Origin of the sequence: Paeniglutamicibacter quisquiliarum (assembly GCF_019084045.1) — a bacterium.
Lineage (GTDB): Bacteria > Actinomycetota > Actinomycetes > Actinomycetales > Micrococcaceae > Paeniglutamicibacter > Paeniglutamicibacter quisquiliarum.
In genome coordinates, this window is record NZ_JAHRED010000004.1 from 1 (window position 1) to 12,571 (window position 12,571).

General features: G+C 65.7%; 11 protein-coding genes. 3 read left to right on the forward strand and 8 right to left on the reverse strand.

The window, feature by feature from the left end:
* Positions 1–452: 452 nt before the first annotated feature.
* Positions 453–734 (forward strand): hypothetical protein, encoded by a 282-nt coding sequence (locus KRR55_RS08925; RefSeq protein ID WP_217388743.1) that lies wholly within the window; start codon positions 453–455, stop codon positions 732–734.
* On the opposite strand, the gene KRR55_RS08930 is transcribed toward KRR55_RS08925, so the two are convergent.
* The 7 genes from KRR55_RS08930 to KRR55_RS08960 all read right to left on the reverse strand — a co-directional run bounded on the left by KRR55_RS08930 (position 731) and on the right by KRR55_RS08960 (position 9,189).
* The gene (locus KRR55_RS08930) at positions 731–2,005 is read right to left on the reverse strand and encodes a Y-family DNA polymerase (protein ID WP_217388744.1); all 1,275 of its coding nucleotides are present in this window, start codon (positions 2,003–2,005) and stop codon (positions 731–733) included. The two genes, KRR55_RS08925 and KRR55_RS08930, sit on opposite strands and share 4 nt — an antisense overlap.
* Before the next feature lie 476 nt (positions 2,006–2,481).
* Positions 2,482–2,829, reverse strand: a complete 348-nt coding sequence (locus tag KRR55_RS08935) for a LexA family protein (protein WP_254456049.1) — start codon at positions 2,827–2,829, stop codon at positions 2,482–2,484.
* A 146-nt stretch (positions 2,830–2,975) separates the two neighbouring features.
* Complete coding sequence (locus KRR55_RS08940; protein WP_217388746.1) at positions 2,976–3,869, reverse strand: cytochrome c biogenesis CcdA family protein; 894 nt, start codon at positions 3,867–3,869, stop codon at positions 2,976–2,978.
* Positions 3,870–3,887: 18 nt separating this feature from the next.
* Positions 3,888–4,625 carry a DsbA family protein gene (locus KRR55_RS08945; RefSeq protein WP_217388747.1) on the reverse strand — a complete coding sequence of 246 codons (738 nt, stop codon included), beginning with the start codon at positions 4,623–4,625 and terminating at the stop codon, positions 3,888–3,890.
* A 279-nt stretch (positions 4,626–4,904) separates the two neighbouring features.
* Entirely contained in the window at positions 4,905–6,743 is a 1,839-nt protein-coding gene (locus tag KRR55_RS08950; RefSeq protein WP_217388748.1) for an SH3 domain-containing protein, read from the reverse strand.
* 196 nt (positions 6,744–6,939) lie between these two features.
* Positions 6,940–8,529: an AMP-binding protein gene (locus KRR55_RS08955; protein WP_217388749.1), complete on the reverse strand. Its 1,590-nt coding sequence runs from the start codon at positions 8,527–8,529 to the stop codon at positions 6,940–6,942.
* Positions 8,530–8,637: 108 nt separating this feature from the next.
* Complete coding sequence (locus tag KRR55_RS08960; RefSeq protein WP_217388750.1) at positions 8,638–9,189, reverse strand: nucleoside deaminase; 552 nt, start codon at positions 9,187–9,189, stop codon at positions 8,638–8,640.
* A 113-nt stretch (positions 9,190–9,302) separates the two neighbouring features.
* Between KRR55_RS08960 and KRR55_RS08965 the strand changes: the two genes are divergently transcribed.
* Both KRR55_RS08965 and KRR55_RS08970 read left to right on the forward strand, forming a co-directional pair.
* Positions 9,303–9,932 carry a uracil-DNA glycosylase family protein gene (locus tag KRR55_RS08965; protein ID WP_217388751.1) on the forward strand — a complete coding sequence of 210 codons (630 nt, stop codon included), beginning with the start codon at positions 9,303–9,305 and terminating at the stop codon, positions 9,930–9,932.
* Complete coding sequence (locus KRR55_RS08970) at positions 9,929–10,783, forward strand: SDR family oxidoreductase (RefSeq protein ID WP_217388752.1); 855 nt, start codon at positions 9,929–9,931, stop codon at positions 10,781–10,783. Before KRR55_RS08965 ends, KRR55_RS08970 begins: the two co-directional genes overlap by 4 nt.
* A 381-nt stretch (positions 10,784–11,164) precedes the next feature.
* Here KRR55_RS08970 and KRR55_RS08975 read toward each other — a convergent pair whose 3' ends face one another.
* The gene (locus tag KRR55_RS08975; protein WP_217388753.1) at positions 11,165–12,442 is read right to left on the reverse strand and encodes an NAD(P)/FAD-dependent oxidoreductase; all 1,278 of its coding nucleotides are present in this window, start codon (positions 12,440–12,442) and stop codon (positions 11,165–11,167) included.
* Between the last annotated feature and the right edge of the window lie 129 nt (positions 12,443–12,571).

Here is a 12,571-nt window from a genome sequence, read left to right on the forward strand (position 1 = left end):
CGCAGCTTCAACGCCCTGAAGCAGTGGCGCGGGATGGCGACCCGCTACGACAAGCTCGCCCTGACCTACCGCTCGGCGGTGGCGCTCCACGCGGTGGTCATCTGGAGTGCCGCCCTCGAGAAATCACCATTGGGAGACACGCCCTAGGGGCTAGTGATCCGGGTCCGGGCCGGGACATTCTCATGAAGAGTTCTTTCCGATGTTTGGCGCAGTTTCCTGGGTCCAACGCGAAGGTGTCGACGGGCAGGCCTATGCTGGGCACAGGACACTTCGAGGAGGAACCGATGGCATCAGACGCACTCCCAAGGACTACTCCGGCCGAAGGTACGCCACCGGCGGGCGATGCCCGCCGGCAGGCCCCGCAAGAACCCTTTGACACCGAGCCGGTGCCCGATGTCTGGCGAATGCCCTCCCGCGGCATTGAGTGGTGTGACTGCGGGCAGCATCATGACGTGGACCGGAAGATTGTGCTCGATTTTGCCGAGGCCGCGGTCGAAGACCGGGAATGGATGACCCACGACGAAGTTGTCGACACCGCCATGGATCTGTGGAACTACGAGTCGGTTTGCGAGTTCTTCTTCATGGCCATCCGCCGGTCGGCGAGCGCCGTGAACGGCGGACCCGCCCGGAAATACCGCTTTGAGCGCGGGCTGGAAATCGTGGCGTACTTTTCCAAGAGCTGGCAGGGGTGCCCGGAAGAAATTTGCTCCGTCGTGCGTGAACACCGGGGTTAAGCCTTCACCACCGGGATTTCCGCCCAGTCGGTGGTGAATTTGGGCGAGGAGTAATCCCTTTTCATTGACCAGCCCGGTTCCACCGCCAGTCCCCCGGAGCCCAGGCCAATGGACTTGTTCCCGAATCTTGCCTTGACCGCACCCAGTACGTCGCCGACGTGTTTTGCCGCGATGTCCTCCTCGAAGAGCGTGAAGGCGGCTTGTCCCGGTTCCGGTTGCAGCCCGGAGAGCACCACCCCGCCGCGTACGTATGAAGCGCCGGGCTGCATGATTTCACGCATGGCACCGACGGCCAGACGGGTGAGCAGGATCGGGTCCTGGGTCGGTGAGGGAAGTTTGAGCGTCACGGAGGGGAACGAGGCTTCCCCTCCGGCGAAGCGGCTCGTGCCGGCGGTGACGGTGAGCAAAGTGGCCCAGAGCCCGTCGGACATCAGCCTGGCCGCACCACGCTGGGCATAGATGGACATGACCTCGACCATGTCCTCGATGGTGGTCACGGGGCTGGAGAAGGACCGCGAGTACATGATTTGCTGTTTGTCGGCCCGTTCCTCGTTGTGGGGAATGCACGGGGTCCCGTTGAGTTCCAGGACCGTTCGCTGGAGCACTACGGAGAACTTCTTGCGGATCTCTGTCACGTCGGCCGCCTTGAGGTCGGCGATGGTGGAGATGCCCATGCCCGAAAGCCGTGCTCCGGTGCGGGCTCCGACACCCCACAGGTCGGTGACCGGAACCCGGGATTGGATGTCAGCGACCAGGCGCGGGTCCATTGAATCCATGGAACACACGCCTCCCAGGTGCGTGTTGTGCTTGGCCACGTGGTTGGCGAACTTCGCCAGGGTCTTGGTCGGTGCCACGCCCACGCAGACAGGAACCCCCACCCCTCGCCCGATGGCCGTGCGAATTCGCGTCGCGAGCTCCCCGAGCTGGTCGGGATTTCCCTGGACGCCGAGGAAGGACTCGTCAATGGAGTACACCTCCTGCCAGGTGCCAAAGCGCGAGAGCACCTCCATGACCCGGGCGCTCATGTCCCCGTAAAGTTCGTAGTTGCTCGAGCGCACGGCCATGCCGTGGCTTTGGATGAACTGCTTGACCTGGAAGAAGGGTGCACCGGTGGTGATTCCCAGTTCCTTGGCCTCCTGCGAGCGCGCCACCACGCAACCGTCGTTGTTGGACAGGACGACAACGGGCTTGCCGATGAGCTTCGGATCGAAGACCCGCTCGCAGGACACGTAGAAGTTGTTCACGTCCACCAGCGCAATCCGCTCCGTCATGGCGTCCCTTGGTGGTGCAGTCGCGAAACAACGGCCGATGGCACGCACGGTTCCACAAGCGGGACCCTCAAGTTCCCTGGTTCAGAGCGGCCGCCCGTAGGGATAGTCCACCCATTGCCCGGTTCCTTCCTCAGGGCATTCCCTTTCGGCGCCGTGGCGTACGCACCATGCGTCTGCGGGGTAGCGCCACCCTTGAAGCACCGCGTCGATCTTGACGTCTTGTTCTTCCCGGCCATCGGCGAATCGTGCATCGAACCGGATGCTCCTGTATCGGGTCCTGGGCCAGTGGCGCCGGCGCTTCCAGGAGGCACTGGCCCGAACGGCAACGGGCAGCTCCGGGTTTTCATCCCGTTCCTGCTGTGGCTTCATGTGGAGGGGTCCTCTTGTCGATGGCAGGGGTTATCCAGTGCGGCGATTTTCGTTCCCGGGTTTGTCGCAGCACCGGGGATTGCTGTCTGCAGATGCCGTTCCCGCGTTTACACATGGTGCAGGCAGCGGGTGACGACGCCCCAGATGGTGGTTTCCTCGGCGACGGCCTCGGCTTGCTCAACCGGTTCTTCGTCGCTGGACAGGACCGGGGTGCCCCGGCGGGAGACGAGCCGACGGATGACCAGTTCCCCGCCCTGGACGGCGATGACCACCGAACCGTCGCGCGGGGCCACGGCCCGGTCCACGATGACCTCGTCGCCGTGGCTGATCCCGGAAGATGCCATGGAATTGCCCGAGACCCGCATGAGGAAAGTCGAGGTCCTGTCCCTGATCAGCAGGCGGTTCAAATCTATTCCGCCGCCGTAGTAGTCTCTCGCCGGGGACGGGAAGCCCATGGCTTCGACCGCGCCGACCGGTCCCTGGGATTCCGGCGGCGGGGCGGGCGGCTGCGGCAAGTCAATTCCAAACACGGCCCCCACCTTTCGTAGAACATAGATTCGACTCCAAGCCTACCAGCGGAGGCCCCGGATCCGGAGTCTCGCTACTGTTTTTCGAAAGTGCCATTCCCGCGCGGGATCTCGCCGGCCTCGGCGTTCTTCACTGTTCCTGCAGACGCATGCCCGCCGGTGCGGCGCACTGCGGCACGGAGCCACCAGGCCAGCAGGAATGCGCCGACCAAGGCGGTCCAGGCCCACGATGGAACAGCTGCGTCCAGTTGCCTGCCCACGTTTTCCACCGCCGCAATCATGTTCCTGGGCAACAGCTCCGGAACGGCCGCCATGCCATTGGTGAAGATCATCAGCCACCCGACGACCACGGTAATCGCACCCATCAACAGGGAAGTCGTGTGCAGGCGCAACCTGCCGACCGTGAGCTGGCGTCCCCTCATCCAACCCACCGAGCGGTGGCCCAGCCTGCGGATCACCAAGGCAATCAACATGATCGGCAAGACCATCCCCACCCCGTAGAGCCCCAAGAGCGTCCCGCCCCGGGCCGGGCTCGAGGAGGTTAGCGCCAGGGTGAGGATCGCACCCAGCACCGGGCCGGTACAAAACCCTGCCACGCCGGAGACCGAACCCAGGACGAAGGTCCTGGCCAGGGACCCGACCGCGGGGCGGGGTTTGCCCGGCAGAAGCCGGGTGAAATCGATTCCGCCGCCCCCGGCTGTCAGCAGTCCCAGGGCAATGAGCACCCACCCGGCGCCGTTGAGCAACAGCCCGCGGTCGAGAACAATGGTTCCGCCCAGCCACCCCAGCCCCAGTCCGAGCGGTACCAGTGTGGCGAGCAAGCCAGCCAGGAAAGTGGTGCCCAAGCCCAGCAACCTAGCACGGGAGGTGGAGATGGTGGCGAAGAACGCGGGCAACAGCAATGCGTTGCAAGGGCTGAAGACCCCAAGCATTCCGCCAATCAGTGCGTATCCGAGCCCGACGTCCATCGTTTGCCCCGCCCTGGCCTAGCGGGCGAGTTCTTCGTCAATGGTTTGCACGAAGACTTCCAGCGGCTGGGCGCCGATCAACGGGCGGCCATTGACGATGAAGGTCGGGGTTCCGGTGACGCCCAGGGCGCCGGCCTCGTCGTGGTTCTTCTGCACCAGGGCCGCGGTGTCGGCGTGCGCCGCGTCTGCCGTGAATTGCTTGGCTTCGACTCCGATGCGCCCGGCCAATGCCGCAATGCCCTTGGCGGAGTAGTCTGCGTCCTTCGCGGTGGCCCCTTCGGCGAAGATCGCGTCATGGAATTCCTGGTACTTGCCCTGCTTGCCGGCCGCGACGGCCAGCTCCGCGCTCTGGCGCGAATTCTCACCGAAGAACATGATGTCGCGGTACTCAATGCGAAGCTGTCCCCCGGCCACGTACTTGTCCAGGAGGGTGGGCAACGATTCGGATGCCCACTTGGCGCAGTAGCCGCATTGGTAGTCGGAATAGGCGACCATGACAACCGGTGCCTCGAGCTCGCCGACCGCCGTGGGGTCATTTGCATCCCGCCGTTCCACGTTGATCCGCTGCTGGGCCTCCGCGGGTTCAGCCTGGACCGGGCTCGGGTCCTGCTGCGCAACAGCGGCCGCCGGGGACGCATCGCCCGGTGCGGCAATTTGCATGCCAATCACGATTCCCAGTCCCAGGGCCACCGGGATGGGGAGGATCCAAAACCACGGCAGTCTCGGCCGGGTGGGTGTTGCAGGGGATTCCGTCATGTCCGAGACACCGGTTCCTTCCCGGTCGGGCCCTCGTTTCCCCGTCATGGCCCGTCGTTCACTTGGGGCGGGACGGATTGACGGTGCGGATGATGGGCGGGGGTGGCTTCCTCCCTCGAACGTATCGAAGTGAGCGGCACTTGGCGAATTGGTGTCGGTGCATCATCGGCCGGCTCCCACTACAGGGCGCGGGCGGCACCCGGAAGGCAAATGTCCACGGTCCCATGGAACAGGTATTTTCCGTGATCCCGCTTCGAGGTCACCCGCCGCGGGCCAGGGTTATTTGTTGGCCCGGGAAGAGGAGATCTCCGCGTGGATGTGGTCCATGTGCCGCGTGGTGTCGTTCCATCCGCGGGAGGATGCCAGGTGCTTGCCCCAGCCGCTGGTTGAATACGGTCCCCACTGGCCGTCCTCGGCCAGCCACAGCTTGTCCCGCCAGATCAGGTAGCTGATCCCCATCCGCTCGTGGTTTTCCACCAGGTACTGGGCAATCCGGTCGCCGGCCTTGATGCCTGCGTCCGAGGAATAATCCTTGATCATGAAGTCCGCGGCCAGCCCCGAGCTGTGCCCGACGGAGCCGGCGCGCGAACCGCCTACGCTGCTGATGTCGTCCCCGAAGCGGTCCCTCACGTCGCTGATCATGGACCGGGTCATGGGCTGCAGCTCCTTCGGCTCCCGGTACTCGACGCTGGTCAGCAGCGTGTTCTTGATCCAGCCCGTTCCCTTCGACGACTTTACCTGCGACCATCCCTCGGCGGTCTGCACAAAGGCCATTTTTTGGTTCGCGGGGATGATGCCCAGGGTGCTGAAGGAGGTTGAGGGGCCGGTGCGTACGTTGGCGGCGTAGGCGGTCCACCGATACGAGGTGGAATTGCTGCTCGGCTCGCTGGTGGCCAGTGAAGAACTGGGAATCCAGCCGTGGCCGCTCGGTGTTTCGATGTAGGACCAGTTTCCGGAGCTCTTGATCAGCCGGACCCTGGTTCCGCCGGTTTGCACCGCCAGGCGGTTGGAGGAAAGCGAGGCCTCGGCATAAATCGGTTGGGTGCCGTCCACCCAGCGGTTGGCGCCGGCGACCGCGTTGGATTCGGGTGCCTGGCCGGAGACCTTCGTCAGGTAGTCGGAACTCACCCACCCGGTCCGCGAACCGGCCTTGACCTCCCACCAGGCACCGCTGGACTTCCCCGTCCGGGCGACCGCGGTGCCCTTGGGGAGGACCACCAGCGACCTGTAGTGGGTGCCGGGGTTTTCCCGGAGGTTCAGGTTCGCACTCGTTCGATGGGTCGCAACCGCCGTGGGGGCAGGGGCCGTAGGCGCCGTGCCGCTGGGCTTCGTCAAATAGTTGGAACTCACCCACCCGGTCCGCGATCCTGCCTTGACCTCCCACCAGACACCGCTGGATTTCCCCGTCCGGGCGACCGCGGTGTCCTTCGCGAGAACCACCAGCGACTTGGAGTGGGTGCCGGGAGCCTGCCGCAGGTTCAGGTTCGCACTCGTTCGATGGGTCGCAACCGCCGTGGGGGCAGGTGCCGTAGGCGTGGGCGCCGTGCCGTTGGACTTCGTCACATAGTTGGAACTCACCCACCCGGTCCGCGAACCTGCCTTCACCTCCCACCAAACACCGCTGGACTTCCCCGTCCGGGAGACCGCAGTGCCCTTCGCAAGAACCACCAGCGACTTGGAGTGGGTGCCGGGGTTTTCCCGCAGGTTCAGGTTCGCACTGGTTCGATAACCCGCAACCGTCTGGGGCGCGGGAGACTTGTCGGCGGTCTTCGCCAGATAAACGGAACTGACCCATCCGGTCCGCGAACCGGCCTTCACCTCCCACCAGACGCCCTTGGCATGCCCTGTTCGCGTGACCGCGGTGCCCTTCGTGAGCACGGCCAACGAGTCGTAATGGGCACCGGCGTGCTGCCGCAGGTTCAGGTTTGCGGTCGTTCGAAGGGTCGTGGTGGCTTGCGCGCGCGGGGCAACGGGCTTCTTCGCGACGACGAGATGCACCGGAGGCACCGCGGTGGGTATCGGCGCTGCCGTCACTGCGGGGGCAAGGCCACCCACGGCCATCGACGCACCGAACGTCGCCGCTGCTATCCGCAGGGAAAGTAGTGGTTGGGCGCTCATGGTGGTTACTCCTTCAACAGAGGAATTGACCCGTGAGACATCAATCCCTGTGGATAAGTACTCGCTTGGGTACACCCTATGTGGCTAGAGTTGCTAATGTCACGGGTGTGACAGTCGGGATTTAAAAAAACCGGCCGCCCCGGTGCCACTTTTACCGGGACGGCCGACTGCGGAAACGCGCCAACGCGCGGCTTCGCTAGGCGTTTTGCCGCAGCACGTTCTTTTGCACCTTGCCGGTGGAGGTGCGCGGCAAATCCTGTGGGAAGTGAATCGCCTTGGGAACCTTGAAGCCCGCCAGTTGCGTGCGGGCGTGGGCCTGCAGCGCCGCCGCGTCGATCTGCGAGCCGCTGGCCCGAATCACGTAGGCCACCGGGGTTTCGCCCCATTTTTCGTGCGGCACGCCGATCACGGCCACGTCAAGGACCTCCGGGTGGCTGGCGAAGGCCTGCTCCACCTCGATGGTCGAGATGTTCTCCCCGCCGGAAATGATGATGTCCTTGGCGCGGTCCTTGAGCTGGATGTATCCGTCGGGGTGCATGACGCCCAGGTCCCCGGTGTGGAACCAGCCGCCGGCGAATGCTGCGGCGGTGGCTTCCTCGTCCCGGTAGTAGCCGATCATGACGTTGTTGCCGCGCAGCAAGATTTCCCCCATGGTTTCCCCGTCCGCGGGCACGTCGTTCATCTCTGCGTCCACGATGCGCGCCGATTCGGCCTGGACCATGCCCACGCCCTGCCGGGCGACCTTTTGGGATTTTTCCTCGTCGTCCAGTTCGTCCCAGGCGTCCTGCTGTTCGCAGATCGTATAGGGCCCGTAGACCTCGGTGAGGCCGTAGACGTGGACGACCTCGATGCCGAGTTTTTGCAGCTTCCGGATGATCGCCGGCGAGGGCGGGGCCCCGGCGGTGGTGATCCTGAGGCCGCGTTCCAAAACATGGGCACGGGCCGAGTCGGCGATGATGGAGCAAACGGTCGGGGCGCCGCACAGGTGCGTGACGCCGAATTCGTCGATCGCGTCCCACACCGATTCCTCGCGCACCGCGCGCAGGCACAGGTGCGTTCCGCCGGCGGCGGTCACCGCCCACGGCGTGCACCAGCCGTTGCAATGGAACATCGGCAGGGTCCAGAGGTAGCGGGTGCGGGCGTCAAAGCCCTGATGGAAGGCCTCCCCCAGCGAGTTCAGGTAGCTGCCGCGGTGCGAATACAGCACCCCCTTGGGCTTGCCGGTGGTTCCCGAGGTGTAGTTCAGCGTGATCGGCGCCCGCTCGTCGGCAACCGCGTAGCCGATCTCAGCCCCGGTGCCCCCGGCAATGAACTGCGCGTACGTTCCGTCCACCGCAACCTCGGGCCGGGTGCCGGTGAATTCGGTGTCCTGGATCTCAAGGAGCGCCTCAAGGGTCGGGACCTCTGCGCGCAGCGCCGCCGCGGCGCCGAGCAGCTCCGAGTCGGCAAAGAGCAGTTTCGCGGCCGAGTGCTCCATGATGTAGCCGAGCTCGCGGGCCGACAACCGGGTGTTCAAGGCCACGAGTACGCCCCCGGCCAACGGGACGGCATAGTGGGCGATGAGCATCTCGGGAATGTTCGGTGCCAACACCGCGACGCGGTCCCCTGGCGCAATGCGTGTGGCCAGCGCCTTGGCGAATTGCTGCACCTCCGCCCCGAATTGCGCATACGTGTAGGTTCGCGCCCCGTGCACGACGGCTTCCTTGCCCGGGTACACCTCCACCGAACGCTGCAGGAATCGCAGGGGCGTCAGTTCCGAGTGGTTGGCCAGTGGTTGCACGCCCATGTGGTCCTCATTCCGGTCTTCATCGATTTCCCCGGTCGCAGCTGCCATGGCGGCGTGTGACGCGGGCGACATTTGCCATGCAACAGACTAAGGTTTCGGAACCAAGTTTCACAATCCGACACCGGGTTCCACCGTTTGTGTCGTTTCCCCTGCACCTTTGGCGGGAGCGGGTCGGCTCCGCGATTCCTGGAAGGCCTGGAAGTGCAGGTAGCGGATTCGCGGCACCAGCTCCTCGGCCGGCCCGTCTACCTGGAGGCCGGGCACCACCATGTTCACGGGCAATGCGGCCAAGGGCCCGGGAGCCACACCCCATTCCCGGTGCCAGGAATCAAGCATGGCCGCCGAGGCGGCGAAGACCACTCGGCCCAGCCCGGCCCAGCCGTGGGCTCCGGCACACATCGGGCAGTGCTCCCCGGAGGTGTAGACCGTGGCCGCGGCCCGGCGCTCCGGCTCCAAGTTCCCCAGGGCCCACTGCGCAATGGCCAGCTCGGGGTGCGCGGTGGAATCACCGCCTGCAACGTGGTTCCTGCCCTCGTACAGGACCTCGCCGTCGGCGTCGACCAGGATGGACCCGAAGGGCTCGTCGCCCGCCTCGAGGCCCTCCTCGGCAAGCTCAACACAGCGGGTCAAGTGGTCAATGTCCAGGCGCGTCAATCCCATGTGCCCATCATGCGACACGGTCGCGGGATTGCCCACCCCGGCATGCCGGTGAAGGGCGGAATGCGCGCGGCTGGTAATCGGCGTAGGCTCAACGGGAGGGCGAAAGGTGAATAATGAGCCAATCCGAGTACTTTGAAGAACAGTTGAGCAAGGTGGAGGACGATTCCGTCGCCGAACTCACGGCACTATGTCGCAAGCTGCAGGACCAGCAGCCCGGTTCCCGGGTTCCGCTCATCGACCCGGTGCACGACGTGGATGAGGCTCGGGTTATCTCGCTCCAAATCGCGCCGGGCCCCGGATCGTCTTCGGGTTTCCTGTCCCTGCGCAACGACGATCCCACCGCGGCACGACTCGCTGCAGTCTATGAGGCTGCCGGGTTGGAGCCGCGTTTTGGCATCCCGTGGAACGTCTTTCCGTGGGAGTTGCCCGATGGCGGCACCAAGCTGACCCCTGACCAGGTGAAGGCCGGGATCCGACCGCTCAAGGAGCTCATGCGCATCGCGTACCGCACCTCGGCGATCGTGGCCCACGGGACCGAGGCCAAGCGCCTGGTCCAGGCCTGGATCAAGGCCGGCGGCCAGCAGGTCATCAACCAGCGCGGCATCAAGATCTATGAAGTGCGCTCCACCGCGGACCGTGCCTTCCTGGGTTCGGCCGAAAAGCAGCAGGCGTGGTTCGACGAAATGGTTGCGGCCTACGCCGACGCCATGGCGCGGGCCGGATTGCGTCCAGCCGCCAAATGAAGGTCCTCGTTCTCGGTGCCGGGGATCTCGGCACCGAGGCGGGCCTGCGCTTCCGGGCCGCCGGTCACCACGTCACCGCGTGGCGCCGACGGCCCGAAGTGCTGCCCACTGACTTTGCCACCCGCCGGGTCGACCTGTCGGATGACGCCATCGCGTTGCCGGCGATTGACCCCGACACCGACATCGTCGTGTTCACCCCCGCGGCGCCCGAGCGCAGCGAAGCCGCCTACCGCCGCACCTATCTGGATGCGGCACGGCGCGCGTTCGACGCCCTGGCGCGCGACGGGGTTTCCCCCCGGCGCTTCCTGCTGGTCTCCTCCACCGCCGTCTACGGCGATGCCGCCGGGGGCTGGGTCGACGAGGACACCGCGATATCCCCCGGCACGGCAACCGCCCGGATCCTGGCCGAGACCGAGGAACTGGTGCGCGCAAGCGCCGCAACGCCCGTCATCCTGCGCCTGTCCGGCATCTACGGGCCGGGCCGCAACCACTTGATCACCCAGGTGCGCAGCGGCAACGCCCGCACCCCGGAGAAAACGGTGTGGACCAACCGGATCCACCGCGACGACGCGGCCGCAGCCATCGTGCACCTGTGCACGATGGACCCCACGCCCGCGCAGCTATATCTGGGTGTCGACCATGAGCCGGCGGGCCTGGCCGAGGTCCAGGAATTCCTCGCCGAAAGCCTCGGCGTACCCCGCCCCGGGACCGGTGCCGCCCGGGTGAATCGCGGCGGCGACAGGCGGTTGTCCAATGCCCGCCTGCTCTCCACCGGCTTTGAGTTCACGTTCCCGACCTACCGCGAAGGCTACGCGAGCGTGCTTGCGGGCCAAGGCGTGCGCCACCCCTGAGCCGAATTCGGACGCCGTCGACACCCGGGCATCGATGCCCGGGGAATCGCTGACTGCACCAGAAATGGTCCACGCGCGGGGCGTCATTGGCGCCGCCGTCGCTGTCTGTCGCCTGGCCGGTGGTGTCCGTGTTTTGCCCGACCGTCGGGCGCGCAGGCAGGCCAGCTGGCGCCCCCCCCTGCGGTGCCGGGCGCCTCGCTCGCCATGTGGCTGGTGACCGTTCCGGGGCCACCGCGTTCAGCAGGATTCAGGCCTCGGCTCCTTGCCCTCAGGCCTTCCCTATTGGCCAGTCTGCCCCGCTCACGCCGGAACCCCGACGGTCGGTGCGGGGCCGAGCCCGCACCGACCGCCGGGGTTCCGATGGTTTTGCCGCTTGCGGGACTAGAAGCCCTTGCGCAGGGGGTCGAAGTGGCGTGCCACGGAAGGCTTTTCCTTGCCGAGGATGCCTGCGGCGATCAGCTTTCCGGTCAGCGGGCCCAGGGCCACGCCCCACATGCCATGTCCGCCGCCGACGTGCACGCGCGGGGAACGGGTGGCGCCGACCAGCGGCATGCCGTCGGCGGTGCAGGGGCGACCGCCGACCCACTCCTCCTTGCGGTTTTCCCAGTTGATGCCCTTGTAGACCGGGGCGGCCGCGGCCACGATGGCCTCGATGCGCTTGGGCTCCAGCGGGTGGTTGGCGTCGCGGAATTCCATGGTCCCGGCGATGCGGAACCGGTCCCCGAGCGGGGTGCAGGCCACGCGCTGGGACGGGAAGTAGATCGGGTGGGTCGGCATGACCTCGGGCTGGACCGTGAAGGAGTAGCCGCGGCCGGCCTGGACGACGACGTTCACGCCGAACTTCTTGGTCAGGTCGTTCAGCCAGGCGCCGGTGGCCATGACCACGTGGTCGGCAGTGATCGAGCGTCCCTCGGAACCGATGACGGTGACGGAGCTTCCGTTGTCGCGAATGTCGGTGACGTTGAAGGACCCGACGATGTCGCCGCCGCGCGCGATCACTGACTCGGCCAGCGAATCCATGTACTTCGGCGGGTTCAGGAAGCGCTGGTTCTTGATGGCCACGCCGGCAGCCACGTCATCGGAAAGGGTCGGCTCGATGGCGCGCAGTTCGTCGCCGGTGAGCAGGTCGAACTCGACGTTGCCACCGGTCTTGCGGATCATGTCGAACTCGTGGAGCAAGCCCTCGCGGTCCTTGAGGGTCTTGAATCCGGTCAGGAACGGGTCGGCGGGCTTGGTCTTCTCGAGAACGCCCGGTCCTGCATTGGTGCCTTCGGCGATCTCGTCGAACGCATCCAGGCCGGTGGTGCCCAGTTCCGAGTAGATGCGCATGGCTTCCTGCCACTTCTTCGGGGTGCTGTGCCAGGTGAACCCGATCAGGAAGCGGAGCAGGTTGGCATTGGCCTTCAGCGGAATATACAAGGGGGAGGCCGGATCCATCATCATTTTCAGCCCGCTGGAGAAGATGGAGGGCTCGGCGATCGGCAGGGTCAGCGCCGGGGTCAGCCATCCGGCATTTCCCCACGAGGCGCCGGAGGCAACGCCACCGCGGTCGACCACCGTGACCTTGACGCCTTCTTCCTGCAGGTACCAGGCAGCGGACAGCCCGACAAACCCGGCGCCGACGATTACAACATGCTCAGGCGTCGCTGCGCTGGCCATGGTTCACACTCCGTTCAAGAATTTCCAACTCTGGATCTCAACTTTGGCGTTGAATGCCACGCGAAGCAACGGGACTTCACTTTTCATCGGTGACGCAGGCCACTACACGCCATGGATTGCATTAAATGC

Excerpts from the sequence above, each read along its gene's own strand:
- KRR55_RS08930 (WP_217388744.1), bottom strand. The coding sequence starts at position 2,005 with ATGACGGAGCGGATTGCGCTGGTGGACGTGAACAACTTCTACGTGTCC.
- KRR55_RS08960 (WP_217388750.1), bottom strand. The coding sequence starts at position 9,189 with ATGGGATTGACGCGCCTGGACATTGACCACTTGACCCGCTGTGTTGAG.
- KRR55_RS08975 (WP_217388753.1), bottom strand. The coding sequence starts at position 12,442 with ATGGCCAGCGCAGCGACGCCTGAGCATGTTGTAATCGTCGGCGCCGGG.
- KRR55_RS08935 (WP_254456049.1), bottom strand. The coding sequence starts at position 2,829 with ATGGGCTTCCCGTCCCCGGCGAGAGACTACTACGGCGGCGGAATAGAT.
- KRR55_RS08945 (WP_217388747.1), bottom strand. The coding sequence starts at position 4,625 with ATGACGGAATCCCCTGCAACACCCACCCGGCCGAGACTGCCGTGGTTT.
- KRR55_RS08955 (WP_217388749.1), bottom strand. The coding sequence starts at position 8,529 with ATGGGCGTGCAACCACTGGCCAACCACTCGGAACTGACGCCCCTGCGA.
- KRR55_RS08940 (WP_217388746.1), bottom strand. The coding sequence starts at position 3,869 with ATGGACGTCGGGCTCGGATACGCACTGATTGGCGGAATGCTTGGGGTC.
- KRR55_RS08950 (WP_217388748.1), bottom strand. The coding sequence starts at position 6,743 with ATGAGCGCCCAACCACTACTTTCCCTGCGGATAGCAGCGGCGACGTTC.
- KRR55_RS08965 (WP_217388751.1), top strand. The coding sequence starts at position 9,303 with ATGAGCCAATCCGAGTACTTTGAAGAACAGTTGAGCAAGGTGGAGGAC.
- KRR55_RS08970 (WP_217388752.1), top strand. The coding sequence starts at position 9,929 with ATGAAGGTCCTCGTTCTCGGTGCCGGGGATCTCGGCACCGAGGCGGGC.